At 65.7% G+C, this 26,530-nt stretch carries 16 protein-coding genes; 3 read left to right on the top strand and 13 right to left on the bottom strand.

Features of this window, described 5'->3' with window-relative positions; translation table 11 throughout:
• Nucleotides 1-2: 2 nt before the first annotated feature.
• From ACWPWQ_RS07745 to ACWPWQ_RS07715, 7 genes are all read right to left on the bottom strand, one after another.
• A complete protein-coding gene (locus ACWPWQ_RS07745) occupies nucleotides 3-1,550 on the bottom strand; it encodes an amino acid adenylation domain-containing protein (protein ID WP_454009478.1) in 1,548 nt (515 codons plus the stop codon).
• The gene (amoG, locus tag ACWPWQ_RS07740; RefSeq protein WP_454009477.1) at nucleotides 1,547-7,807 is read right to left on the bottom strand and encodes an amonabactin biosynthesis non-ribosomal peptide synthetase AmoG; all 6,261 of its coding nucleotides are present in this window, start codon (nucleotides 7,805-7,807) and stop codon (nucleotides 1,547-1,549) included. Before amoG ends, ACWPWQ_RS07745 begins: the two co-directional genes overlap by 4 nt.
• Nucleotides 7,808-7,821: 14 nt before the next feature.
• Nucleotides 7,822-8,571 carry an amonabactin biosynthesis protein AmoA gene (gene amoA / locus ACWPWQ_RS07735; protein ID WP_268030618.1) on the bottom strand — a complete coding sequence of 250 codons (750 nt, stop codon included), beginning with the start codon at nucleotides 8,569-8,571 and terminating at the stop codon, nucleotides 7,822-7,824.
• 20 nt (nucleotides 8,572-8,591) lie between these two features.
• Nucleotides 8,592-11,681 (bottom strand): amonabactin biosynthesis non-ribosomal peptide synthetase AmoF, encoded by a 3,090-nt coding sequence (gene amoF / locus ACWPWQ_RS07730; RefSeq protein ID WP_454009476.1) that lies wholly within the window; start codon nucleotides 11,679-11,681, stop codon nucleotides 8,592-8,594.
• Nucleotides 11,678-12,604, bottom strand: a complete 927-nt coding sequence (amoB, locus tag ACWPWQ_RS07725; protein ID WP_454009475.1) for an amonabactin biosynthesis bifunctional protein AmoB — start codon at nucleotides 12,602-12,604, stop codon at nucleotides 11,678-11,680. Before amoB ends, amoF begins: the two co-directional genes overlap by 4 nt.
• A 22-nt stretch (nucleotides 12,605-12,626) precedes the next feature.
• Entirely contained in the window at nucleotides 12,627-14,288 is a 1,662-nt protein-coding gene (gene amoE, locus ACWPWQ_RS07720; protein ID WP_454009474.1) for an amonabactin biosynthesis (2,3-dihydroxybenzoyl)adenylate synthase AmoE, read from the bottom strand.
• A gap of 76 nt (nucleotides 14,289-14,364) precedes the next feature.
• The gene (locus ACWPWQ_RS07715; RefSeq protein WP_454009473.1) at nucleotides 14,365-15,540 is read right to left on the bottom strand and encodes an isochorismate synthase; all 1,176 of its coding nucleotides are present in this window, start codon (nucleotides 15,538-15,540) and stop codon (nucleotides 14,365-14,367) included.
• A gap of 322 nt (nucleotides 15,541-15,862) precedes the next feature.
• Between ACWPWQ_RS07715 and ACWPWQ_RS07710 the strand changes: the two genes are divergently transcribed.
• Both ACWPWQ_RS07710 and ACWPWQ_RS07705 read left to right on the top strand, forming a co-directional pair.
• Entirely contained in the window at nucleotides 15,863-16,414 is a 552-nt protein-coding gene (locus ACWPWQ_RS07710; RefSeq protein ID WP_247626665.1) for a lipoprotein, read from the top strand.
• Between the two features lie 147 nt (nucleotides 16,415-16,561).
• Nucleotides 16,562-18,559, top strand: coding sequence for a hypothetical protein (locus ACWPWQ_RS07705; RefSeq protein ID WP_454009472.1), 1,998 nt, complete (start codon nucleotides 16,562-16,564; stop codon nucleotides 18,557-18,559).
• A gap of 63 nt (nucleotides 18,560-18,622) precedes the next feature.
• On the opposite strand, the gene glgC is transcribed toward ACWPWQ_RS07705, so the two are convergent.
• The gene (gene glgC, locus ACWPWQ_RS07700) at nucleotides 18,623-19,897 is read right to left on the bottom strand and encodes a glucose-1-phosphate adenylyltransferase (protein WP_025326674.1); all 1,275 of its coding nucleotides are present in this window, start codon (nucleotides 19,895-19,897) and stop codon (nucleotides 18,623-18,625) included.
• Nucleotides 19,898-20,084: 187 nt separating this feature from the next.
• On the opposite strand from glgC, the gene ACWPWQ_RS07695 reads away from it, so the two are divergent.
• Complete coding sequence (locus tag ACWPWQ_RS07695; protein WP_429107907.1) at nucleotides 20,085-21,725, top strand: EAL domain-containing protein; 1,641 nt, start codon at nucleotides 20,085-20,087, stop codon at nucleotides 21,723-21,725.
• Here ACWPWQ_RS07695 and ACWPWQ_RS07690 read toward each other — a convergent pair.
• The 5 genes from ACWPWQ_RS07690 to ACWPWQ_RS07670 all read right to left on the bottom strand — a co-directional run bounded on the left by ACWPWQ_RS07690 (nucleotide 21,688) and on the right by ACWPWQ_RS07670 (nucleotide 26,505).
• Nucleotides 21,688-22,182, bottom strand: coding sequence for a hypothetical protein (locus ACWPWQ_RS07690; protein WP_139439436.1), 495 nt, complete (start codon nucleotides 22,180-22,182; stop codon nucleotides 21,688-21,690). The genes ACWPWQ_RS07695 and ACWPWQ_RS07690 overlap by 38 nt on opposite strands.
• 171 nt (nucleotides 22,183-22,353) lie before the next feature.
• A complete protein-coding gene (locus tag ACWPWQ_RS07685; protein WP_010674427.1) occupies nucleotides 22,354-22,716 on the bottom strand; it encodes a DUF2750 domain-containing protein in 363 nt (120 codons plus the stop codon).
• Nucleotides 22,717-22,830: 114 nt separating this feature from the next.
• Nucleotides 22,831-24,459 (bottom strand): methyl-accepting chemotaxis protein, encoded by a 1,629-nt coding sequence (locus ACWPWQ_RS07680; protein ID WP_454009471.1) that lies wholly within the window; start codon nucleotides 24,457-24,459, stop codon nucleotides 22,831-22,833.
• A 163-nt stretch (nucleotides 24,460-24,622) separates the two neighbouring features.
• Nucleotides 24,623-25,927, bottom strand: a complete 1,305-nt coding sequence (locus ACWPWQ_RS07675) for an inosine/guanosine kinase (protein ID WP_139439438.1) — start codon at nucleotides 25,925-25,927, stop codon at nucleotides 24,623-24,625.
• 185 nt (nucleotides 25,928-26,112) lie between these two features.
• A complete protein-coding gene (locus ACWPWQ_RS07670; RefSeq protein WP_139439439.1) occupies nucleotides 26,113-26,505 on the bottom strand; it encodes an MAPEG family protein in 393 nt (130 codons plus the stop codon).
• Between the last annotated feature and the right edge of the window lie 25 nt (nucleotides 26,506-26,530).

The raw sequence follows: 26,530 nt of genomic DNA, 5'->3' as shown, positions 1-26,530 counted from the left end.
GCCTACTCCGGCAGGGGCAGCGCCTTTCTATCCAGTTTTCCGCTGCCGGTCTTGGGCAGGGCATCCAGCAGGATAAGTCGCGCCGGGACCATGTAGTGAGGGAGCGTGGCCTGCAGCCCCTTGCGCAGGGCCAGGCGATGGAGGGTCACCCCGCTTTTCGCCTCCACATAGCCCACCAGCATGGCCTCGTCCCCCTCGCCCACCAGACGCACCGCCGCCTCCTGCACCCCGGGTTGACGGCGCAGGCCCGCCTCCACCTCCCCGAGTTCGATGCGAAAGCCCCGCAGCTTGACTTGATCGTCCCGCCGCCCCAGATAGAGGAAGCTGTCCGCCCCAAGCAGTCGCACCCTATCGCCGGTGCGATAGAGGCGATGGCTCCCCAGGCGCAGGAAGGCGGTCGCCGTCAGAGCGGGCTTGCGCCAGTACCCCTCGCACAGGGCCGGGCTCTCGATGCAGAGCTCACCGACCTCCCCTTCCTGCACCTGCCGCCCCATCTCGTCCAGCACCCAGTGGCGATAGCCGGGCAGGCTGTGGCCTATGGTGATCTGCCCCCCTGCCGGTGGCCAGCGCACCTCACTCACCAGGGACCAGACGGTGGCCTCGGTGGGCCCGTAACAGTTCCACAACCGCCGGGTGCGAGCGCAAAGCTGCTCGGCCAGCCCCATATCCAGCGCCTCGCCGCCGCACAGGGCGGTGAGGGTATCGCCCCCCTGCCAGCCGGCCTTGAGCAGCATGCGCCAGCAGGCCGGGGTCGCCTGCAGGACGTTGATGGAAGGATCTGCCGCCAGCAGCGCCAGCATCCCCAGGGGATCCTTGTTGTGCTCGCCCCCCGCCACCGTCAGCCTGCCACCGCCCCAGAGCGGCCCCAGCATCTCCAGCAAGGAGATGTCGAAGGCCGGGGTGGTGATAAAGAGCCAGTGGCAGTTGGGTGATAATCCGAGCCGCTCGCGGATCCCGTCGAGGAAACAGAGCAGGGCCCGGCGGCTGATGACCACCCCCTTGGGCTCGCCGGTGGAGCCCGAGGTGAACATCATGTAGGCCGCCAGGGCGTCGTCCACCCTGGGCCAGGAGAGAGCCCCGCCGGGGGCCGGCCCCTTGAGGGGCCGCAGGGGGCAACCGAAATCCGGGGTCCCCGCCTCCTCATCGCAGATCACCGCCGAGAGCCTGGCCTGGCGGGCTATCCCCTGCAGCCGCTCCAGGGGAAAGTCAGGTTCGAGCGGCACGAAGCAGAGGCCGAGCCGCAGGCAGGCCAGCAGGCTGGCTACCAGATCCGGGCTGCGGGAGAGATAGAGGCCGACCCGCTCTCCCACCGCCAGCCCCTGCAGGCGGGCGGCGACGTGCTCGACCCGCCCATTGAGCGCCCCGTAGCTGAGCCACTGCCCTGCGGTTGCACCGTCACGGGTCTCTGCCATTTCCACACTCATGCCCACGCCCAGGCGAAGGGCGGGGGCCAGCGGGGTGGCGGTGAGGCAAGCCGCCAGCCGAGAGCCGAGGGAGTGCTCCCTGGCCCCGGCGCCCGCCCCCTTGCCTGAGCCTATCGCCATCGTCATAGCACCTCCTCGGGCTGGCGCACCAGCCAATGGTTGAACAGCCGGCTGGGGGAGCAATATGTCTTGAGATCCCCCAGGGTGAGGGGGACCCGCCCATCGGCAAAGACCTCATTGAGGGCCGCCAGCAGGGCGAGCTGCTGCACCGAGTCCACCCCAAGATCCTGCAGGCTCTGCTGCCAGACCCCTGGCACACCGCAATGACGCTGCCACAGTTCCACCAGGGAGCGGGCCGCCACAGGGATGTCAGCCAGGCAGGGCTCAGCCCCTGCGGCGGGCGCGGTCACCTCTGTCGTCAGACTCGGCGCCTCAGGTCTGGCCGATTGCGCCAGACTCGCCTGAGCCAGCCATTCCAGCTCTCTGATCCAGTCGGCCAGCACGGCCTCGGCCTTCGCCATGGGGATCTGATCCCCGTCGAACTCGAGGCGCAGGTTGAGCTGGCCGCCACGGGCATTGACCACCAGGGAGAGCGGCAGCTCCACCTTCTCCACCACGGCGCCAAAGCGCGGCACCAGCTGGTGGGGTTCGGGGGCGGCAGGGGCCGCCGGCATGGGGTAGTTCTCGAACACGAACAGGCTCTGGAAGAGACGCGCCCGCCCTTTCGTCAGCGCCGCCAGCGACTGGGTGCCGTGCTCGTTGAGGGCCATCAGGTCCATCTGCAGCCGGGCGATATGCTCGGCCAGGCTCAGCTCGGTGCACCACGCCAGGGCCAGGGGCAGGCTGTTGATGTAGAGACCGACGCTCTGGGTGATCCCCTCGATGGGGTAGTCCCGGCCCGGGGTCACGTTCCCCACCAGGGTGACGGCATCGCCAGAGCGGCGTGCCAGCAGGCGATGCCAGGCATATTGGGCCAACAGGCCCGCTGTCACGCCAAGATCGCGGGCACGGCTCTCCAGCTGGCGCGACAGCGCCGGTGCCAGGGGCTGGCCGCACACCGCAGGCCGATGCTGGGTATGGCGCCGGGTCAGCTGGGGATCCAGCGCCACCCCGAACAGGGCGGACAGATCGTTGGGCCTGGCCAGCAGCTCGCCACGCCCCTGCCAGTAGGCGTCGGCGCTGCGGGTCTGGCTCGCGATATGGCGGCCAAATTCGAGCCAGGCGGTATCCGGATCGCGCTGCGGCAACAGGCCGTTCATCAACGCCTGATAGCCGCGATGCAGCGCCCCCAGCAACACCGGGCCGCTCCAGCCATCCAGCACGCCGTGATGGGCGCTGAAGACAACCTTGTGGTGATCGGGGGCCAGTTTGAAGCAGGCAAGGCGCAGCAGAGGGGCCTGCTCGAGCGGGATCGGGCGGGCCAGATCCTGCTGGCGATAGGCCTGGATCCGTGCCTCTGCATTTTCCACCTCAGACAAGTCCTCATAGTGGAATGGCAGCTCGGCGCGCTTCATGATGCGCTGCAGCGCGACCCCGTCCGCCAGCACCAGTTCGCTGCGAAGGGCCGGCCAGCGGGCGATCTGCCCCTGCCAGGCCTGACGGTAGACCGCCACGTCCAGCGGCTGGTGATAGTCGATCTCGGTCTGCAGGTGATAGGCCGTGTCACCGGGCAGCAGCGCCCTGTGATGGAACATGCTCTGCTGAAGCGACGTCATGGGCAGCAGGGTCTCCACCTCGCGCCCGGCCAGCACCTGGTCCAGCGCAGCTTGGGAGAGTCCCAGCCCCGGGAAGTCGCTCGGGGTGTGGCGCGGGGCCGCCCGGGTGCAGCAGTGCTCCACCAGCGCCGTCAGGTTCTCCGCCAGCCGCGCCATCAGGGCGTCGCTCCCTTGCTGGTTGAGGGCGCCCACCTGGCGCAGGGTGAGGCGGCCATCAAACACGCCCCCGTGCAGGCTGATGAGCTCGCGCGGCAGGTTGTCCGGCGAAGAGGGAGCCCCCGGCGCCACGGGCAGGGGCTGCCAGGGCTGAGCGGCCTCCCCCTGATGGCTGACCCCCAGGTAGTTGAAGACCACCAGGGCCTGGGGCAGTGCCCAGCCACGAGGGTGGTGCAGCCGCAGGGCGTTGAAGCCCACCCCCTTGTCCGGCACGGCGCGCAGCCGCTCCTTGGTGGCGCAGACCAGCGCCTCCCACTCCCTGGCATCTGCCAGCGCCAGCGGGTAGGTGCTGGTGAACCAGCCCAGGGTACGGCTCACGTCGAGTTCGGCATCGATGGCCTCACGGCCGTGTCCTTCCAGCATCACGCAGTGACGGCTGCCGTAACCCTGCTCGCTCAGGGTACGGGTCAGGGCCGCCAGCAGCAGGTCGGGCACCCGAGTGAAGTAGGCCTGGTTGGCGGTGTCGATGAGGCGGGCCGTGGTCTCCTGACTCAGTTGCAGCAGGCTGGCGGCGGCGCGGCCATCGGCGGCACGTTGCGCCGAGAGCAAGCCTGAGTCGCAGCCCTCCCCCTGAGCCAGCCAGAAGCCCATCTGCTCCTCTTCCCGTTTGGCGTAGGCCGCGAGCCCCTCGCCCCACTGGCGATAGCTACTGCCCTTGGCGGGCAGCGGCTCGCCCCTGCTCACCCGAGCGAGATCCTCGGCCAGAATGCGCCAGGAAACCGCATCGATGACCAGATGATGGAAGGCGAGGAAGATCCCCTCCACTGTCTCCCCGTCCACCGTCAAATTGCGCAGGCGAGCCCAGGCCAGGGTGTGGCCGCTGGCGGGGTCGAGATCCCCCTGCAGCTCGGTCAGGCGGGCCTGCAGCCCGGCCTCATCCAGGCTGCCGGCATCCAGGATCGGCAGCGGCGGCAATGGCAGTTCGGCCAGATAGCGCTGGCCGGTCGGAGTCACCGCCAGGCGCAGGGCATCGTGGTGCTGGCGCAAGGCATCCAGCCAGCCGCGCAGGGCCTCGTCTTCCACCCCGGCTGGCAGGCGCAGGATCACCCCCTGGTTCCAGTGACCTGGCCTGGCAAAGCCCTGCTCGAAGAACCAGTGCTGGATGGGGTGGAGCGGGAACTCGCCGGTCAGGCTGCCCTGCTCGCTCCTGTGGCTGACCACCTGCTGCTGGCCGAGCTGGCGGCAGAGGCGGCGCACCGTCTTGGCTTCGAACACGTCCTTCACGCTGCAGTGCAGTCCCGCATCCCGCAGCCTGGTGGTGAGCTGGATGCTGAGGATGGAGTCACCGCCTAAGCGGAAGAAGTCATCCTCCACCCCGAGGGGCTGCTTGAGCACCCCTTGCCAGATGGCGAGCACGGTCTGCTCCAGTTCGTTTTGCGGCTCGCCCTTGCTCTGCTGCCAGACGATGGCGGGCAGGCGGCGCAAGTCCAGCTTGCCGTTGGGGGTGAGCGGCATCTCGGGCAGCCAGCAGAGGCGCGCAGGCACCATGTATTCGGGCAGGCACTCGCCAGCCCGCTGCAGCAGGGCATCGCCGTCGGGCTCGTTTTCCCCGGCCTGCAGACAGGCGTACGCGAGCAGACGACCCTCCTGCACCACCACCTTGATCTGACGGATGGCCGGACACAATTCGGCAAGCCGGGTCTCTATCTCCCCCGGCTCGATGCGATAGCCGCGCAGCTTGATCTGTTCGTCAATCCGGCCCAGATACTGGATGTTGCCATCGCGGCGCAGCAGGGCCCGATCGCCGGTGCGATAGAGGCGATGGGTACGATCAGCCAGCGCCAGCTCGACGAAGGCCTCCTGGGTACGCTCCGGCAGATTGAGGTAGCCGCGGGCCAGCCCCAGCCCCGCCAGGCAGAGCTCGCCGGGGACCCCCACCGGACAGAGGTTGCCCGCCTCGTCCAGGATCAGCGCCTTCAGGTTGTTGACGGGTCGACCTATGGTGATGGGCGCCCCCGGGGTGAGCCGCGCGCAGAGCGCGGTGACGGTGCACTCGGTCGGGCCGTACATGTTGAACAGTGCCACCCGCTCTCCCCAACGCTCCACCAGGCTGCTCGGGCACGCCTCGCCGCCAAAGCCGATGGCCTTGAGGGAGCCGAGATCCGCCGGTGGCAGCAGGTTCGCGAGCAGGGCGGTCGGCAAAATCATATGGCTGGCACCGCAAGCGATGGCGGCGTCGATCACCCCCTCGCCCGGCTCGCCGAAGTGCAGGGCCGCGCCGCAGTACAGGGGCAGCAAGCTGGTCATGTTGCCCGCATCAAAGGAGAGGGACATGCAGTTGAACATGGCACCATTCTGATCAAGGGCGATGCGATCGCCGTGATCCGCCATCAGGTTGACCAGGCTGCCCTGCTCCACCATGACCCCCTTGGGCAAACCGGTGCTGCCGGAGGTGTAGATGATCTGGGCCAGCATGGCGGCGTCCCGAGGCAGTGCAGGCGTGCTGGTTGGCATCTTGTCCAACGCAAGCCCGTGCAGATCGTGATACGCGGCCGTCGTGCCCGCCAGCGCCTCGCCAAGGCGCCCATCCGGCACGCCACCCAGCACCAGGCTGATGGATGCATCGCCGAGGATATGGGCCAGCCGCTCGGCGGGATAGGCAGGGTCGAGCGGCACATAGGCCGCCCCCGCCTTCCAGCAGGCGAGCAGGGCGATGACGAAGGCCACATCGCGTCTGGCCTGGATGCCGATGGCGGCGCCCGGGGTGACCCCCTGAGCCAGCAGCCAGTGGGCCAGCCAGTTGGCACGTACCTCCAGCTCGCCATAGGTCAACGATTGCGCGCCGTCGCTGACCGCCAGCGCGCCTGGGCACTGCGTTGCCCGCCGCTCGATATGACAGAGCAGGGTGTCGCGGCTCGGGTAGTCCTGCGGCAGCTCGGCAAGTTCGGCGGCGAGCGCGGCCTGGTCGGTGCCCGCCTCCAGCGGTAGCTGCCAGATGTCGGTCTCGGGGGCCGCCACCACGGCGCGCATCAGGTGCAGCAGGCGATCGGCAAGAGCCTGGATGGTCTCTCGCTCGAACAGGGCGGTGGCAAACAGCCAGTCCACCCTGACGGAGTCCATCAGCTCGGTCACCTTGACCGAGATGTCGGTCTTGGCCGGCAGCACAGGCGAGGTCTCCTCCACCAGCTGGCAGCCGGGGATGAGATCGTTGAAGTCCACCTTGGCCTGATAGACCAGCATGATCTGGAAGATGGGGTTGATGGCGGTGGTGCGATCGGCGCCGATGGCCTCGGCCAGCGCCTCGAAGCGGTAGAGCTGGTGATCGAAGGCCGCCAGATCCTCCTCCCGGCACTGCTGCAGGTAGTCGAAAAAGCTGGGCCGCCCTTCCAGCTGGGTTCTCAGCACCAGGGTGTTGACGAAAAAGCCCACCAGGGACTCGATCTCGTGGCGCTCGCGATAGGCGAGCGGGGTGCCGATCACCACCTCCTTCTCGCCGCTCTGGCGCACCATCAGCAAGGCAAACAGGGCGTGCAGACCGATGAAATTGGAGGTGCTGTGGCGCTGGCACAGACGCTTGAAGCTATCCCACAACTCGTTGTCGATGGTGGAGAAGACCAGCTCGCCGCCGCTGGCCTGATGGGCCGGGCGCGGCTTGTCGAGCGGCAGACCGTGCACCTCGGGGCTGCCACCGAGCCGGTCGACCCAGAACGGCTTGAACTCGGCGTGATAATCGAGAAAACGTGGTGAGTTGAACCAGCGGGCATAGTCGATGTAGGTGAGCGGTAGCTCGCTCAGCTGCAGGGGCTCGCGGTTCTGATGCGCAAGAAAGGCGCGTTTGAGATCCGCGAACATGTTCTTGACCGACCAGCCGTCGGAGATGATGTGGTGCTGGGTGATCAGCAGCACGTGCTCGCGGCTGCCCAGCCGGATCAGGTGCACCCGGCTCAGATCCCCCCGGGTCAGGGAGAAGGGGCGGCCGATCTCTTCCCGCACCCGGCGGGCCACATAGGCCTCCCGCTCGGCAGCGGGCTCTGCGCTCACGTCCTCGATATGCAGCTTGAAGGGGGCGTGGGGTAGGATCTCCTGGGCCCCCCTGCCCGCCTCGTCCTTGATGAAGCGGGTGCGCATGCTGGGATGGCGGGCAAACAGGTGATCGAAGGCAAACTCCAGCGCCGCCGTGTCCAGCTCTCCCTTGACGCGAAAATAGACCGGCATGTTGTAGAGGTGGGAGGCTTCCTCGTACTGCTCGATAAACCAGAGCCCGCTCTGGGACGAGGAGAGCGGCCCCTGCCGGGCGCCCTCGGCATCACGTTGCGCAAGAATGGGCGCCTCGAAGGCGGCCCGGGCCGCCAGGCAGCGCACCAGCTCATCCTTGTGGGCCTTGATGGTGGCGCCGATGGCCGGTGTCACCGCCTCCTTGCTCGACTGGGAGATAAGCTGGCCCTTGTCGTTCAGCGCCAGCTTGACGCCCTGCCGTTCCAGCTGTTTCAACAGCAAAATCATATTGTTCATCTGTTTCTCAAGCCTCAGGCACTCAGGGTGGCGCCGCCGTCGACGACCAGATCCTGCAGCGTGATGTGGCTGGCCAGATCCGAGGCCAGGAAGAGGACGGTATGGGCGATCTCCGCCGGGGTGGCGACCTTGCGCAGGGGGATGCCGAGCTTGAACTGCTCCGGCAGCCCGGCAATGGTGCGGGCCATGGCCTCCTCGCTTGGCAGCATGCCCCGCAGCATGGGGGTATCCGTCGAGCCCGGCGACACCAGGTTGGCGCGCACGCCGAAGGGGGCCAGCTCCAGCCCCACCGTCTGGGTCAGGCTGGTAACCGCCGCCTTGGAGGCGCAATAGGCCGCCATCTGCATGCGCGGCACATGGGCGGCGTTGGAGCCTATGGTGACGATGGCGCCGCGCCGCTGCCCCTTGAAGTGGGGCACCAGGGCCCGCAGCAGGTAGAAGACGCCGCTGGCGTTGACCGTCATGCAGTCGTGCCAGTCGTCATCGCTCAGGGCGTCGGTGGGGCCGAGGCGCAGCACCCCGGCCCCGTTCACCAGCACATCGAGCCCGCCGTCCGCCAGCAGCGCTGCGCAGCAGGCGTTGACCGCCTTCGAGTCGCCAATATCGAGCAGCCGGGTGGCATAGGGGTAGTCGGCTTCGGGAAACGCCAGATCCAGCCCCACCACACAGGCGCCGGCCGCCACGAACTGCGTTGCCACCTCGCGGCCGATGCCGCGCCCGGCTCCGGTCACCCAGACCCGCTTGCCAGTGAAATCAAAGGCCATTGCTTGTTGCTCCTTGCTCATCACCACACCATCTCCACGCTCTCTTCGTCCTCGGCAAGCAGGCCGTCGAGGAAACAGCAGAAATCATCCAGCCGCGGGTGATCGAACACGTCGGAGACCTTGACCTGCACCCCGAACTCGGCGCCGAGCCGGTTGACTATCTGGATGGTCTGCAGGGACTGGCCCCCCAGTTCGAAGAAGTTGTCGGCGGGCGCCATGGTGGCGAGCCCCAGGATCTGCTGCCAGATGGTGCCGACCCGGTTCTCGGTCTCGCTGCCCAGGGTCAGGGCTTCGCCGCCCGCCTGGTAGGCGGCCAGCAGGGCCTTGCGATCCAGCTTGTTGGAGCCGGTGCGGGGCAGCTGGTCATAGTGGCGATAATCGGTGGGGATCATGGCGGCAGGCAGCACCCTGGCGAGCTGCGCCTTGATGACCCGGCTGTCGCGCTCCGGCCCCGCCACGAAGGCCACCAGCCGGCGCACGCTGCCGATGCTCACCCCCTGCACACAGGCCTCGTCCACCCCGGGCAGGGCCAGCAGCTGGGCCTCCACCTCGCCGGGCTGGATGCGATAGCCACTTATCTTGAATTCGTTGTCGCGCCGGCCGAGGTAGACCAGCCGGCCGGCCACCAAACGCACCCGATCGCCGGTGCGATAGACGGGCACATTCTCCTCACCGATCCGCAGGGTGCCAAAGCTCCCTTGTACGCCCCCCACATAACCGTTGGCCAGCTGCGGGCCGAGCAGCACCAGCTCCCCCTCGCTGGCGGGTTGCTCCCCCGCCCCCAGGATAAGCGCCTGCATGCCGGGCAGCGGCAGGCCGATGGGCAACTGGGCCTGGCTCGGATCTTCCTGCTGCAGCTCCTGGGTGGTCACCACCACGGTCGTTTCGGTGGGGCCGTAGGTGTTGAAGAGGCGCACATCGGAGCGGCCCTGGCGCTGCCACTGGGCCAGCTGCTCGGGGTAGACCGCCTCGCCGCCGATGATAACGGTGGCCAGCCCGGAAGGTATCTGGGCCTGACCCGCCGTCAGCGCCACTACCCACTCGTTCCAGAACGCGGTGGGCAGGTCGAGGTGGGTGATCCCCATCTGCTCCACCCCGGCCGCAAAGGCGGGCATGGATTCGAGCAGGGCGTCGGTGCGCAGCACCAGGGTCGCACCGGCGCTCAGGGTGGCGAACACCTCCTCGATGCTGGCGTCGAAGTTGAAGGGGGCGAATTGCAGCATCCGCGCCTCTTCATCTAGGCGATAACGGCAGCGGGCGGCGGCGGCGAAGTGATCCAGCGCGCCGTGGCTCACTGCCACCCCCTTGGGCAGGCCGGTCGAACCCGAGGTGAACATCAGGTAGGCGACGGCGCGGCCGGCGGCCGGTTGGTTCAAGCGGTTATCGCTCACCAGATCCCCCGCCAGCAGGGTGCGCCCCTCAAACAGGCTGGCCAGCTTGTGACGGTACTCGGCCTGGGTGATCAGGGTCTTGACCTCCCCCAGCCGCAGAATATGGCCCTGGCGCTCCAGCGGCTGCTCGGGGTCGAGCGGCACGTAGACGGCGCCCGTCAGCAGCACCGCCAGCTGGGCGAAGATGGCCTGGGGGGTGCGGGCCAGCATGACCCCCACCTTGTCGCCGGGGGCGACGCCTGCGGCTTGCAGGGCCGCCGCCATCTGCTCGGATCTGGCCAGCAGCGCCTCGTAGCTGAAGCGGGCCTCTCCCTGCTCCAGCGCAACCTTGTCCGGGGTCTGGGCGGCGAAGTGGCAGAGCGCCTCCAGCACCGGCCGTGCCTTGATCACTTCATGGGTGGGGCCGGCGATCAGGGCGCTGGCTCGCTGCTCGGCCAGCCAGTCGGCCTTGAGCGCACCCAGGGTCTGGGCGGGCTCGGCCAGCCAGTGTTCCAGCAGGGCAAACAGGGTATCGGCGATGGCGGCCAGATCCCCCTGCTGGTAGCAGCCGGGGTTGGCGTCCAGATCCAGCCTGGGCTGGCCATCGACGCCGACCTGCACTTCGATGGTGAGATCCTCCACCGGGCCGGCACTGATGTTGAGAATATGGGCAGATAGCGGCCCGAAGCGGCGAGCGTGATCGAACGGCATGATGTTGACCAGGGGGCCGAACAGGCGCTTGTCGCCCCCCACCAGGCCGAGGTCGCGGCGCAGCAGCTCGTAGCGGTAGTGCTGGTGCTTGCGCACCCCGCGCTTGGCCTTGGCCACGGCGCCGGCGGCTCCCGCCAGATCCAACCCCTCTTCGAGCTCCAGAGCAAGGGGGGTGATGTTCATCTGCATGCAGGGCACGGTCAGGGAGGCCGAGCCGATGCGGTTCATCATCATCAGGCCGAGCAGGGTCTGACTCTGGCCGCTCGAAAGCGACAGCTGTGCCGAGAGGCCGGCCAGCAGCAGATCGGGCCAGCCCAGCTTGTGCTCGTCGGCAAAGCCGGTCAGGGATTGCCAGAGCGCCGCCGGCAGCGGGCGGCTCTCGCGGATAAATTCGGCGGCAATGGGGGCGCGGGTCTCGCCAAAGGACTTCACCTCTGGCCAGCCTTGCAGCTGCTCCTGCCAGAAGGCGCGGGCGGCGGCGTTCTTGCCGCTCTGCTCGCGGCTCGCCTCTTCCGCCAGCACCTCAGCCAGAGAGCCGAAGGGGGATGGGGAGTCCATCTCACCGGCCAGTCCCTCTGCATAGAGCTCGGCGATGCGCTGGAACAGCAGGGTGGTGCCAAAGCCGTCGAGGGCGATGTGGTGCACGCAGCTGTAGAGATAATCGCGGCCGGGGCCGCGCAGCAGGGCGAAGCGGCAGGGCGCCTCTTTGGTCAGCTCGAACGGGCGGCGCAGATCGGCCCAGGCCCAGGCGCGGGCCAGCGTCTCGTCGTCGCGCTCGAGGGAGACCTCTTCATAGGCCAGGGGCAGCTCGTGCGAGACGAAGCAGACCGTCTCCTTATCGTCTTCGAAGTGACCCTTGAGCGCCTCGCACTCCCCCACCGCCTTGGCGAGGGCTGCGGCCAGCATGGCCGCCTCGACCTTGCCGTCGAAGGCGATGCACTCGGCGGTGTTGAACATCGCCTTGTCGTCGTTCAGCAGATGACCGGACCATAGCCCCTGCTGGGGGATGGTCAAGGGGAAGCGGTTCATGGGGTCACCTCCAGCGTTTTTTGCTCGGCCAGCTTCTTCTCGATCAGGCGCCACCAACCGTTGAGGGTCGGCAGCTTGGCCAAGTCCACGAAGCCGAGCTCCACCCCGGCGGCGCGCCACTCGGTGAGCAGGGCCATGATCCGCACCGAATCCAGACCGTAGTCGATGAGGTTCTCGTCGGGGTCAAACTTCCCTTCCTCCTCGTCGATATGGCTCAGCAGCCGCGCCTTGAGCCCCTCGTACGTCAGCAGCGGATGGGTGGACAACGGATTGCTCTGGGCTGCAGAAGCGGAAGCCGGAGCAAGGGCCAGCACCTCCTCGCAGGGGATCACCTTGCCGCAGCGGGTCGCCACGTAGTCGAGCGCCATCTGGTGGTCGGCCAGGGAGAAGTCTGCCACCCCGTCCGCCAGGAAGAAGGGCTGGATGTCGCGCATGAAGGCGTCGCAGGCGGTCATCATGCAGCCGATATGGCCGTAGATGCCGCCGATGATCAGCTGATCCCGTCCCAGCTCCTTGAGCATCTGCTCGAGCTCGGAGCGCTGGAAGGCGCTGTAGCGCCACTTGACCAGCACGGTGTCGTCCCGCTCTGGGCAGAGTGCTGCCACCACCTGCTGCTGTTCGGGCCGCTTGTTGAGACCCGGGCCCCACATGTCGTTGAGCAGGGCGCGATCTTCGGGGGATTGATCCTTGGGCTGGGCGGTGTAGAAGACCGGAATGCCGAGGGCCTTGCACTGCTTGCGCACGGCGGCCAGGCGCTCGGTGAGCGCCGCGATCAGCGGGCTGTTCTCGCCGTAGAAGGCGGTGAAGTACTCCTGCATGTCGTGGATCAGCAGGGCGGCGCGTTTGGGATCCAGGGTCCAGTCGACCTTGTTGGCCTTCCACTGGCTTGGCATGGCGTAGTTGTTCAGGGTTGGGATAGCCATAACGTCATGATTCCTTTTAGTTTTATGCTGTTGTCAGGGGATTGCTGGCAGCGATGAGATGAGCGATACGCGCCCGCAGCCCCTGCTTGTCAATCTTGCCCACCGCCGTCATGGGCAGGGCGTCCAGGGTTTCGAAACGGTCGGGCAGCTTGAAGTCCGCCACTCCGCGCTCGCGCAGAAACTTGCGCAAGGCCAGCGCCTTGAGACCCGGCTCTGTGGTGACGATAAAGGCGCAGCTCTTCTCACCCATGGCGCTGTCGGGCATGGAGACCAGGGCCGCATGAGTGATGGCCGGGTGGTGCAGCAGCTGGTTTTCCACCTCTTCCGCCGCGATCTTCTCGCCGCCTCTGTTGATCTGATCCTTCTGCCGCCCCACCACGGTGAGGTAGCCCTCGGCATCCTGTACCACCAGATCGCCGGAGCAGTAGAAGCCCTCGGCATCGAACACCCGGACGTTGTGGGCCGGGCTCTGGTAGTAGCCGCGGAAGGTGTAGGGGCCGCGGGTGTGCAGGGCGCCAGGCTGGCCGGGGGCAACCGGGTTGCCCGCCTCATCGAGGATGCGCACCTCGTCGTCCGGGCTCATGGGGCGGCCCTGGGTGTGAATGACCTTCTCGTCGGGGTCGTCCAGCCGGGTGTAGTTGACCAGCCCCTCCGCCATGCCGAACACCTGCTGCAGCCGGCAGCCGAGCAGCGGCCCAATCTTGCTGGCTACCGCCTCTCCCAGCTTGGCGCCGCCCACCTGCAGCAAGTCGAGACTCTCGAGCCGAGTGCGCGCAGTGGGATCCGCTTCCGCGGCCTGCAGCCAGAGGGAGACCGCCGGCGGCACCAGCGAGGTGAGGTTGACCCGGTGGCGGGCGATCAGCGGGAAACAGCTGATGGGGCTGGGATCGGGGGCGAGCACCACGGCGCCGCCCGCCTCGAACACCCCGAGCGCCCCGGGGGAGCTCAGGGGGAAGTTGTGGGGCGCCGGCAGGGCGCACAGATAGCGGGTGTGGGGGCCGAGGCCGCAGAGATCAACGCTGCGACGCACGCTGTAGAGATAGTCATCGTGAGTGCGCGGGATGAGCTTGGGAGTGCCTGTGCTGCCGCCGGAGAGCTGGAAGAAGGCCACCTCGTCCGCCGGGGTCGGGGCAAATGTCACCGGCTCACTCTCATCCTGCTTCGCCAACCAGCGGGTCAGCCCCAGCTCCCCCCCATCACCATCCAGCAGCACCAGTTCGGCGCCGATGGCTGTCAGCAGCTCGCTCTCGCGACCCTTGCTCGCAAACAGCGGATGAGCCAGCGAGCCGATAAAGAGGCGCGGTGTGATCTGCTCGGCATAAGAGAGGAGCTCCAGCCGGTTGTGGCTAAAGAGCGCGTTGACCGGCGCGATGCCGGCCTTGAGCAGGGCGAAGAACACCAGATAGAACTCGGCCACGTTGGGGAGCTGCACCAAGGCGGTATCCCCCACCTCCAGGCCGTGGCGGGCCAGATTTGCGGCCAGCCGGCTCGAGGCGGCGTCCAGCTCGCCATAGCTGAAGCGACGATCGCCGCAGAGAATGGCCTCGGCATCGGGGGCCAGCTCGCACTGACGCGCCAGCATGGCGGTCAGGGGCTCGCCGCGCCAGTAACCCTTGGCTCGGTAGTGCTGGGCCAGCTCTTCGGGCCAGCGGGTATAGGGCAGGAAGCGGTTGGATCGAGTCATTGCGCCACCTCCGGACTCAGGCCCAGGGCTTTCAGATTCGGCTGCCCGCTCGGCCAGCCCAGGTATTGACGTTGGCTCATTGCGCCACCTCCAAATCCAGGCCAAGGGCCTTGAGCATGGTGCCCAGCTTGGTGCCGGTCTCGGCCCACTCCATGGCGGGATCCGAGCCCGCGACGATGCCGGCGCCGGCGAACAGCTCCACCTGGTGGCCATCGAGCACGCCGCAGCGGATCACCACGGCCCACTCGCCGTTGCCCTGGCTGTCACACCAGCCGACGATGCCGCTGAACAGGGCGCGCCGGAAGGGCTCCTGCTCGCGGATGAACTCGCGGGCCAGATCCGTGGGATAACCGCACAGGGCCGGGGTGGGATGGAGCTGGCAGGCAAGCGACAGCACTGAAGCATCGCTGCCGTGCAGCTGTCCCGCTATGGGGGTGCCCAGATGCCAGAGGGTGTCCGTGCTCATCAAGGAAGGGTGGGAGGGGATCGCCAGCTCGCGGCAGTGGGGCGTCAGCACCCGGCGGATCTCGTCGATCACCAACTTGTGTTCATGCTGATCCTTGCGAGAGGCCAGCAGCTCCCGGGCCACCGCCTCGTCCTGCGCCGGTTCGCTCGCCCGTCTGGCGGAGCCCGCCAGCGGGTGGGTGAACACCTCTCCCCCGCTGACCCGCAGCAGCAGCTCGGGGCTGGCGCCGAGCAGGCGGCGGCCCTGACCGAGCGGCAGGGAGAAGTGGAAGGCGTGGGGATTCTGGGCCATCAGGCGGGCCAGCACCCGCTTAGGGTCGGCGGGCTGATGCAGGGTGAGCGTCAACTTGCGTGACAACACCACCTTGGCGAGCTTGCCTTGGGCGAACGCATCCAGCGCAGCACTCACCGAGGCCTGGAATTCGCCAGACGCCGGGGTGCTCTGCACCGAGATGACACTGTTGGTCTCGGCGGCCTGCTCTGCCGCCTGTGCCAACGGGACAGGACGATCGCCCCGCTCATAGCGGCCGGGCACATAGAGACAGGAGGCTTCCGCCGGGTCGAAGGCGAAGGCGCCGATCAGCAAGGGATTGGCCTGGCCGGCGGCCCTGGCGGCAACCAGCGCGTCGGCAATCTGCTGTTCTAGCAAAGGCCATTCACAGGCGGGGGTGGTGATGGGCTGGCCCAGGTCAGTGGCACTGATCGTGCCCTGACCCGAGGTAAACAAGAAATCAGGCGACATCTTCGCCTCGGCAGGTGCGCCATTTTCCATTACTCGAGTATTCACGTTACACCCTCAAAGAAGATTCAAAATGATAATGATTATCAGTTTGACTTTGTGCGGCGGTAAAATACTCGCTTTGAAATCACGGGGTCAATGGGATTTTGAGTCGATAAAACAGGGGCTTTTCTGTGGATATTGGTGCCATGGCGCCGTGGCGGGCCTGCTGGCGCAGGGGATGACAACGCTACTCGAATGAACACGAATTGCCATCCCCATATGGGGGATGCGACAGAAACGGGACGAGGGAGCCCCCACTGGCGGCCGACCCGCTTTGCCCCTAAGATGGCGCCATCCGTTGTTGCCACCCATTTGATGGAACCTTCCCATGTTAAAGCACCTGCTTCTGCTCCCCTTCGCCCTGCTGCTGGCGGCCTGCTCCCTCACCCAGTACAGCGTCAGCGAGGGCGAGATCAACCAGTACCTCAAGGAGCGAGTCGCCTTCGAGAAACAGCTGGGGATCCCCGGCATCATGTCGAGCAAGATCCGCCTGGACGACATGGAGAGTCGCATCGGTCGCAACCAGACCGACAGGGTCGAGCTTGATGCCGCCGGCGATCTGCAGGTGGCGAGCCCCCTTGGCAGCCAGCAGATGAAGATCCGCCTCTCCCTCAGCGCCCGCCCGGACTATGTGGCGGAGCAGGGCGCCATCTACCTGCGTGACCTCGAACTCATCTCGGTCAAGACAGAGCCGGCCGACGTGGGCGCCGCCCTCACCCCGCTGCTGCCCACCTTCAACCAGTCCCTCTCCCTCTTCCTCTCCCAGACCCCCGTCTATCGGCTCGATGGCAGCCGCAAGAACGAGGCGCGTATCAAGGAGAAGGTCGAGGCCCTCAAGGTGGAGCCGGGTCGCCTGGTGATCCCCTTCAAGCTGATGTAACCCCTGCCGCCGCGCCCCTCCTCTTCCCGGGACCCGGGCGCGGTTTTTCGCTTCTAAAGTCCCCTCCCTTGCCTCATAATGCACACCATTCTCATTTAGATTCATGAGAAGCGTCATAATAAAATCAAACATATGGGTGAAAAGGACATGAGAAAGACCGTACTGGTGCAGGCGATCGCCTGTGCACTGCTCAGCAGCGCCGCGCACGCTGCCGTCAAGGTGGAAGACAAGACCTTCAACACCGCCGCCAGCATGCTGGCCTATACCGAATTCGAACTCTCCGGCGAGCCGCTGGCCGAGGCCCTGGGGCTGGATCTGGACGTGCTGGACGCCAACCGCGCCGATGAGCCGACCCCCTTCGACTTCGCCGCCGGCATCGAATCCTACGAGTATTCCGAAGAGGCGATGTACGCCCTCAACTACCAGTCCGGCATGGGTCCGCACCTGGTGAACGGGCCGCAGAACCTGGCCCGTGGCGGCACCCTGGCCGACCTTGGCAAGCGGGTGCTGGCCATGGCCGACGCCGTCGGCTTCCCGGCCGATGAAGTGCCCCAGGGCATGTATCCCCTCTCCCTGCCCTACGCCTCCGCCAATCCGGAGTTCGCCCAGGCGGTGAACGCCGCCCCGGTCAACGGCGATCAGCTCACCATCAAGACCGCCAAGGGCACGGAAAAAGCGGTCAAGACCCAGGTGCCGGCCTACTTCCGCGACTACGCCACCCTGCGCTGGAGCGGCAGTGACAACCTGCTGGTGCCGGCGGCCGTGGGCGGCATCCTGCTCAAGGAAGTGATGTGGTCCCAGGACTTCCTCGGCGGCATGCACGTGGCCGAGAGCGATGAAGAGGTGGAAGCCGCGTCCGCCACCATGGATCAGGATGGCAAGCACAAGCTCGGCGTCTCCGCCGCCGACGGCTTCAACGGCATGATGCTGACCGAGCAGTCCATCGACAAGCTGGCCATCATGCAGAACCAGCTCGGCTTCGACGGCAAGCAGCTCGGCGCCAAGATCAGCCCCCAGTACGATCCGGCCAAGGGGGTTGTCTACTTCCCCCATCAGGTGAAAGTGACCGAGACCAGCAAGAATGAGGTCGGCGCCATCGGCAAGCTGGAGGTGGTGGACGGCTCCGCCCAGCTGCGCGACGCCTGGATGCTGCTGTGGCCCCTCTCCGAGTTCTACGCCTTCAGCGATCAGCGCACGGCCAACACCAACCAGAACCCGGCCTTCCACGCCGTGTTTGACGGCGCCCCCTTCGCCGCCGCGCCGGCCGCCAACAAGGCCAATGATCTGGGCAAGGCGGTGGCGGGCAGCGATGCCTTCTCCCTGGCGCTGAATCTCTCCAACCTGACCTTCAAGAACCTGGCCGCCCTGCACTTCGAGCCCAAGGCCGGTACCCTGGTGGACAGCTGGCAAGGGGGCAAGCAGGGCACTCACGTCACCACCTTCGACGCCGCCTACGCCCTGGTCGCCCTGCAGATCTTCCAGCGCGCCCAGGATGCCCTGCCGGTCGGCTACGCCGCCGGTGACAATGGCGAGCTGAACCTCAAGACCAAGCAGGGTCAACAGGCGCTCGAGCTGGTACGCAAGCAGGCTGACTTCATCCTCGGCAAGCTGGTGGGCAAGAACGGCCTGGTCCACGACGGCCTGACCCTGGGCGGGGCGCTGGACGCCGGTCAATCCATGGAGGCGCAGTTTGCTGCCATCCGTGGCCTGACCGCCGCCTTCCTAGCCACCTCGGATGCCAAGTACCGCACTGCCGCACGGGATCTCCTCATCGCCACCGACAAGGCCTACTTCAATGCCAAGGCGGGCACATGGCTGGCGGGCAAGCAGGGTGAATACACCCCCTGGACCCAGGCCGCCATCTCCGGCGCCCTGCGCTCTGCCATGCTGAACCTGCGCAACGAAGGGGCCGAGAAGGCACCCGAGCTGGAGCTGGCCAAGCTGACCGGCCAGTACGTCAGCTGGTTCCGTGGCACCGTCAACGGCGGCATGCAGATGGCCGAGTGGGTGGGCGACTCCGGCGAGAACGTCATCGACGGCGCCGGTGGTGACACCGACGAAGACGGCGTGCCCCAGGTGACCGCCGCCGGTGGCAAGCACGGCACCGCCATGGTGATGGCCGGCAAGGCCATCGTCAGCGAATAAGTCTGCGATGACCGCATGAAAAAGGGAGCCTTCAAGGCTCCCTTTTTGTTGGTCTCGATCTCATCAGGCGAGCTTGGCCAGCATCTCCTTGGTCACCAGCACTATGCCCTGCTCGGAGCGGTAGAAGCGACGGGCATCCTCGTCCGCGTTCTCCCCCACCACCAGGCCATCGGGCAGCTTGCAGCCCTTGTCCACCACCACCCGGCGCAGGCGGCAGCCCGCCCCCACTTCGACCCCGGGGAAGATCACCGCCTGATCCAGGGTGCAGAAGGAGTGCACCCGCACATTGGTGAAGAGCACCGAGTTCAGCACGAAGGAGCCGCTGACGATGGAGCCGCCCGCGAACATGGAGTTGATGGTCATGCCGTGCTGGCCGTTTCTGTCCTGCACGAACTTGGCGGGGGGCGACATGTTCTGGCTGGTCCAGATGGGCCAGTTCTCGTCATAGATGTCGAGCTCGGGCACCACGGAGGCGAGATCCATGTTCGCCTCCCAGAAGGAGTCCAGGGTTCCCACGTCGCGCCAGTAGGGCTTTTGCCCCTCCTTGGCTCCGACGCAGGAGATGGTGAAGGGGTGGGCAAAGGCCTTGCCCTCTCCCACGATACGCGGGATCACGTCCATGCCGAAGTCGTGCTTGGACTCCTGGTTGTGGATGTCCTCCTCCAGCAGCTGATAGAGGTATTCCGCATCGAAGATGTAGATCCCCATGGAGGCCAGGGAGACCTGGTCATTGCCCGGCATGGCGGGCGGATTGGCCGGCTTCTCCACGAAGGCGCGGATCTTGCGCTGCTCGTCGATGTCCATGACCCCGAAGGCGGACGCCTCCGCACGCGGTACCTCGATGCAGGCCACCGTCACCTTGGCGCCGAGGCGCACGTGATCGAGCAACATGGCGGCGTAGTCCATCTTGTAGATGTGATCCCCCGCCAGCACCACTATGTATTTGGGGCCGTAGTCACGAATGATGTCGACGTTCTGGTAGATGGCATCGGCGGTTCCGCGATACCAGTGCACCTCGTCCACCCGCTGCTGGGCGGGCAGCAGATCGATGAACTCGTTCATCTGATAGCGCAGGAAGGACCAGCCGGATTGCAGGTGGCGCAGCAGGCTGTGGGACTTGTACTGGGTGACCACACCCACCCGGCGAATGCCGGAGTTGATGCAGTTGGAAAGCACGAAATCGATGATGCGGAACTTGCCGCCGAAATGGACGGCAGGCTTGGCGCGATTGTCGGTCAACTGCTTCAGGCGACTACCGCGTCCCCCTGCGAGCACCAAGGCCATACTCTGATTCAATAGTTGCCGTGCTTTGGCTGTGTCTACGGGTTCTAGCAACATATCTACCTCTGCTCTGTTGGGGCTGTTTTCAACCCATCTTCGCTTTTTTTGCGAACTGTGAAAGTGTTTTCACTCACATTTAGTCGCTTTCCGACGGCCCTTTTCATGGAGTTGCGTGAGTACTCAAGCGTTGTGCCGGCGGCTTGGTTAGAATTTCTACATCACGAGCATCATCAAGGATGAAACGATGTTGAATAAACACGAGGGAAATCTGCTGCTGGTCAGTGCCCTGGTCTGCATTCCCATGCTGTTGCTGCAGGGGCTCTGGCTTGCGCCTCCGGCCTCCCCTCTCACCCTGCTGCTGGTCCTGATGACCACCCTCATCGGTTTTGCCCTGCTGCTCTTTCTCACCCACAGCGTGCGCAAGGGGGAGCGGGAGAGGCAGGAGCAGCGCTGGCTGCTGGCGCTGCAACAACGGGATCCCGCCATGCTGGAGAGTCCGCAGGCACAAACGGCGCTACGCCAGCTGCTTGCCTCCTTCAGTGAAGCCGAACTCGATGCACATCGCCAGATAAGCGAGCTGCAGCAGCAGGCGACTCAGGACGAGATGACGGGCCTGCGCAACCGCCATGCGTTCAGGCGCGATCTCACCGAGCTGCTGCTGCAGGAGACGACCCAGACCGCCATCCTGGTGCTGATCCGCGCCACCGAGCTTGCCCGCCTCAACACCCAGCGCGGCTTCCAGTCCGGGGATGCCTACATCCGGGATATTTCCAACCTCATCAATCTGGTGGTCAACCGCTTTCCCGGGCACCAGGTCTATCGCATCTCGGGCTCTGATTTTGCGGTGCTGCTCCCCTCTGACATCAACATTCCGCCCCATTTGCTGGGGCAGGAGTTCAAGCGGGCCTTCGATCACTATCATCGGGAGCGGGAACTGGAAAATGTGGCCTACACAGGGCTGACCCAGCTCTCCCGCGCGCAGAATATCGAGGCTATCCTGGCCCGCGCCGATCTCGCCCTGGCACGGGCCCAGACTGAAACCATCAACGGCTGGGCCATCCAGCAGCATGATCACTCCAGCAACCTCCATGGCCAGCAGCACTGGAAGAGAGTGCTGGAGGATCTGCTGTCGCAGCCGGATTGCATCACGCTCTACAGCCAGCCGGTGCAGTCGTTCAATCGGGACATGGTGCCCTACCAGGACATCTCTGCCCGCTTCAGCAATCGAGAGGGCATACAGCTCCCCACAGACACGCTCTTTGCCATGGCACAGCGACTGGAAATGCTGATGCGGCTGGAGCAGATGCTGATCACCCATGTCATGCGCCAGTATCGCGCCTTCGACCAGCAGACCCACCGCTGGGGGCTCAACCTCTCCAGCTGCCTGCTGCAGAACAGCGCCTTTTTGATCTGGTTTGATCACCAGCTGCAAAAGGATGCGAACATCAGCGCCAATCTGGTCTTCGCCCTGGATGAAGAGCACCTGAAACACAACATGGTCGGTGGAAAGCGGCTGTTTGAACTGCTCAGGCGCCATGGCAGTCGCTCCACCATTCGCAACTTTGGCAAGGGGATGGACTCCTTCACCCTGCTTCATGAGCTGAGGCCGGATTATGTGAAGCTGGATCCGCTGCTGCTTGGCACCCTGGAACGGGACATCGCCAACCAGCAGTTCGTGCGGATGATAGTCGACGTCTCCCATCGCATGGGCTGTCTAGTGATAGCGGAAGGGGTGGAGGAGCTCGGTCAGAAGCAGTTGTTGGAAGGCATGTATGTGGACGGATTGCAGGGGTATCTGATCGCACGGCCCCAGGAACTGAGGCCCGACATTCCCCATCCGGGGGTCTTCACTGGGGACGTTTCAACTTCAGCAGGGTCAGAATGATGTCATTGAGCTGGCGATAGCGCTCCAGCTCCTTCTGATCGTAACGGGTCGCCAGCATGGTCGGGTTGTGGCGGTTCTTGAGGTAACGGTTGATCTGCAGGCGATTGAAGCCGGCCACCTTGTAGACCTGTCCCAGCAGAGCATTGAGCTCTTCGTCATCCAGCCCGGCCCGGGCCAGATAGTCCTCCTGGGACGGGCTCTCCAGCTGGCAGCTCTGCTTGTCGAGATGGCCGCTCTCCTGCAGGTAGGCGAGCCACTGCTCCACATAGAGCGGCTTGCAACCGGCCAGCAGATCGAAATAACCCACCGCATCGCAGCGGCAGCCGGTCAGCAGCACCAGGGCCAGGGCGTCGCTGTCGCACTGGAAGGTCACGGGACCGCTCTGGCCCCAGTCCAGCGCCTGCACCCGGATCCGGGCCCGCGCGCCCGCCGCTGTGGTCACGTCAAAGACAAACATGGCACCTCCCGATCGGCAAAGGGTTGATGATGACCCATCTCGGCGACGGGTGCAAAGCCAAATCGCCCGCTCACGCTGGCGACCAGCCGGGAACAAAAAAACCGACGGCCTCGCAGCCGTCGGTTCTGGTCTCGGCGATGGCGCGCATCGGGGCCATCAGTGCAGCACGGTTCAGGCGTCCAGCTCAACCAGCGCCTTGGCCAGCTCGATGGGCTCGAGCTCCTGGCCTTCCAGATCGGCGTTCCAGTTCGGGCCGACCAGCACATCGTCTTCGTCCAGATCGTTGATCCAGATGTCGAGGAACTCTTCCAGCTCGATCACTTCCGGCTCGTAGTCCGCCCACTCGTCCACGCAGTGCAGACGGGCATCGCCCTCGGCAGACCAGAGCGGCATGACGTCGGCATCTTCGAACTCGGCGGAGCGGCACACCACCCAGTCTTCACCGTAACGCAGACCCCACACCTGACCCGACTCGCGGACTTCTTCGATGAACAGCTGGAAATTGGCGTCAAGATTGTCAGTTAGTTTGCTCATGGGGGTCTCTCTCTTGCAGGCGGTCGGCCAACGCTGGCCAATAATGGGGCTGATGGTGTCCCAAAAGCCCCCCAGACTCAAGCCTTATCCCCAAAAAGGCGGGGATAAGCGCCATCAGGTACGATATTGGGCGACCAGTGCCCCCAACTCATCACAGGAGAGCGTCAGCTGGCTTGCCGCCTGCTCGGTCAACCGGTTCTGGGCCAGGGCATCCGCCGCCAGCTCGGTGATGGCCACCAGCCGCTGGTTGATCTCCTCGGCCGCCCTGCTCTGCTCGGCGGCGGCGGTGGCGATCTGGCTGTTCATCGCATTGATGGTGTGCACAGATCCATCGATGGCATGAATGGCGCCGTCGGCGTCACCGGCCCGGTCCGCGGTCGAGCGGGAGAGTTGCTGCAACTGGGTGATGCCGCTGACCACCCGGCCCGCCCCCTCCTGCAGCCGCTGGATCATCTGCCGGATCTCGTCGGTGGAGCTGTGGGTGCGGGTCGCCAGAGTGCGCACCTCGTCGGCCACCACCGCAAAGCCGCGCCCCTGCTCCCCGGCCCGGGCCGCCTCGATGGCGGCGTTGAGGGCCAGCAGGTTGGTCTGCTCCGCCACCCCCCGGATCACGTCGAGCACCGAGCCAATCTGCTGGGTCTCCTGCTCGAGCCGGCTCACCGCCTGCACCGTCTCCACCATCTCGTCCGCCAGCTGGCTGATGGTCTCCCGGGTCTGGGCCACCACCTGGCGCCCGTGCCGGGCGAGGTTGAGCGCGGAGTCCGCCGCCTCGGCGGCCTGGGCCGCGTGCTGGCCCACCTCCCGGCTGCTCACCGTCATCTGTTCCATGGCGCTGGCCACCCGCAGGGTGTCCTGCTCCTGGCCGGTGACGATGGCGCCTGTCCGATCGACGACCTGGGCCAGCTGGTGCGCCTGCTCCCGGTTCTGGGCCGTGATCTGCTGGCTGCGCCCCACCAGCTGCGCCATCTGGCCGGCGAAGAGGTTGAAGTTGACCGAGAGCTGGCTCAGCTCGTCCCGGCCCGACTCCGGCAGCCGAAAACGCAGATCCCCCTCCCCCCTGGCGATGTTGCCGAGGGCCGATACCGACTGGGAGAGGGGCACCACTATGCTGCGCACTATGAGTCCGACCACGGCAAACAGCAGGAGGGCCAGCACCAGGCCGACCCCGAGCAGGGTGCGCAGCACCTCCTGATACTGGGCTTCGACGTCGTCCACATAGACGCCGGTGCCGATGATCCAGTCCCAGGGGGCGAAGCGCTTGATGTAGGAGATCTTGCGCACCGGCTCCTCCACCCCGGGCTTGGGCCAGTAGTAGGCCACCTCCCCGGCCCCCTGCGCCCGCGCCAGATCGGCGAAGGCCACGAACAGCCTGAGCCCCTGCTTGTCCTCCACCCCGGAGAGATCCTTGCCGTCCAGCTCGGGTTTCATGGGGTGCATAACCATGGTGGGGTGGCTGTCATTGATCCAGAAGTAGTCATCGGCGCCATAGCGCAGCCCCTTGATCAGCGCGAGGGCCTCGGCCTTGGCGCTCGCCTCGTCGAGCTCTCCCTTGCGCACCCTGGCCTCCAGCCCCGCCACCAGGCTGTAGGCGGTGTCCACCTGGGCCCGGGTCTGACGGCTCTTCTCCCCCATCAGCCCCTGATGATAGATCTGCAGGCAGAAGAACAGCAGCAGTCCCAGCAGCGCCAGCACCATCAGGGTCACCAGCGACAGGCGCCGACCGATACTCCATTGTCTCAACATACCCCAGCCCCGCAGCAGCTACATATCCTTAACACAAGGTATGCCGCCACGGCGCGCCCTGTCCACGATGTCAGCAAAAGCAGTGCCAAAAACATGATCCAGCCCCAAAAACAAGAAAGGGTGCCCAGTGGCACCCTTTCTTGTTGTCGACCGGATGACGGGATCACCGCTCCCAGTACACCTCTTCCAGGCTGTCTTCCTTCTCCGGCAGGCCGCGGGAGAGACGCGGGCTGCTCTGGGCCAGCACCTCGTAGCTCACCCGGTTGGCGTACTTGCACACCTGGGCCAGGGAGGAGTAGGTGAGGAACTCGGAGAGGTGCTTGGCGGAGTTCGGCACATTCATGCGGTGATAGGCGTTGGCCACCATGTCGTGCAGCACGGCGGACAGGGCACCGTCCCCGGCGCCATTGGTGTTCTTGATCTTCTCCGGGCCGCCCATGTAGGGGGATATATGGGAGTAGATCCGCGCCGGCTTGCGGCACTTCTCGCGGGCCATGGGGCGGCTGAACTCATACATGTTGAACTCGGGGATGACACCGGGCAGCAGGGTATGGGTGGTCTCGCGCTTGTAATCCTCGTCGGTGTAGCTCGCCATGTAGAGGCCGATGGGACCGGCGGTGCAGAGCACCATGTCGGCCCAGTCCAGCGCCTTGTCGGCGGCGCCGAGCGGATCTTTTATCCCGGTCAGGGCCTCGGCTTCGTCCTCGTTCATGGCGAGCACGGTCACGTTCTCGCTGATGAAGTCACGCCACCACTGGGGGTTCTCGTCGATGACGAAACGGGTGCCCAGGGTCAGCACCACGGGCACACCGGCCTCGCGGGCATAACGGACGGCAGCCATGGCGGCCTCCTTCATGGGGGTGCCGTCGGCGCCGCGCACCAGGTAGGCGGTGATCACCAGGGCGGAGGAGTCCTTGATGATGGCCTCCGGGATGTGCGCCACGTCCAGGTGGTCCATCTTGCCGGCGTTGATGCCGAAGCTGCGCTCGCCCCCTTCGGTGATGAAGGTGAAGCAGCGACCGACCGGGCCGTCCACCGGCTGCAGGTAGTCGAGGTTGACCCGGGAGGAGGTGTTGCACAGATAGCGGTAGGCGTAGCTGCCGATGCGGATGTCCTGGCTCATCACCCCGAGCAGGATGGAGTGGGAATCCGCCAGCACAGAGTAGTTGTGCATGGTGTTGCCTATGGTGCCGCCGGCAAATTCGCTCACCACCATGTTGTTGGCCTTGAGCTCTTCATAGACCCGCTCGGCCACGTCGTCGGAGATGAGCATGGAGTGGCCCTTGCTCAGGCCGTACCGGTTCAGAAAGTCCTCGTCCACATGGGCTTCGATATCCACCAGAGTCTGATCTATGCCCACCACATAGGCCTTGCCCAGTTCGGTGAGCTGGGGATTTTGCGGGATCAGGGGATCACGCCTGTCGACCGGGAAGTAGTGTTTGGACTTGCGCTGACCGGGAAATTTCATGGCAATCTTCTGTGCTCTGGGGGAAAGAGGGGCGGGATTTTAACACAATCCACCCCGCCGAAAAGTCGCACGATTAAATTTTGAGGTCAGTATAGGCAAGGGTTTGCGAGGAAAACGTTTGATCTTTCCCCATCAAAAAACCACCTCGCGCTGAGGTGGTTTTTCGCACTCAAGTGGCCCGGGCCTCAGCCGAATGACAGCCCCTGCACCAGCGCCAGCACCGAGAAGAGCCCCAGGGCCAGCCAGAAGAACAGGGTGCCGAAGAGCCGTGGCTTGTTCGGCGCCTTTGGGATCTGGATGCCGATGGCGTGCAGGATGCGCCCCACCAGCAGCAGCAACCCACCCAGATGCAGCCAGAGCGCCCCCACCCCGGCCAGTTCGCACAGGGCCATCAGCAAGAGGGTGAGCGGCACATACTCGGCGAAGTTGCCGTGGGCACGGATGGCGGAGAGCATCTCGGGCGCCTCCCCTTCCCCTATCATCACCTTGAACTGGGCGCGGCGCTTGACCACCCAGAACGAGAGCAGCAGGAACAGGAGCCCCAAGAGGCCTGCGTAGATCAGCGTGATATGCATCATCAAGACACTCCTTTATCGTTGAACC

Source organism: Aeromonas sp. Marseille-Q7275, from assembly GCF_965119515.1.
Note: the sequence above shows the minus strand (reverse complement) of the source record. Positions and strands in the feature narration are given on the sequence as shown.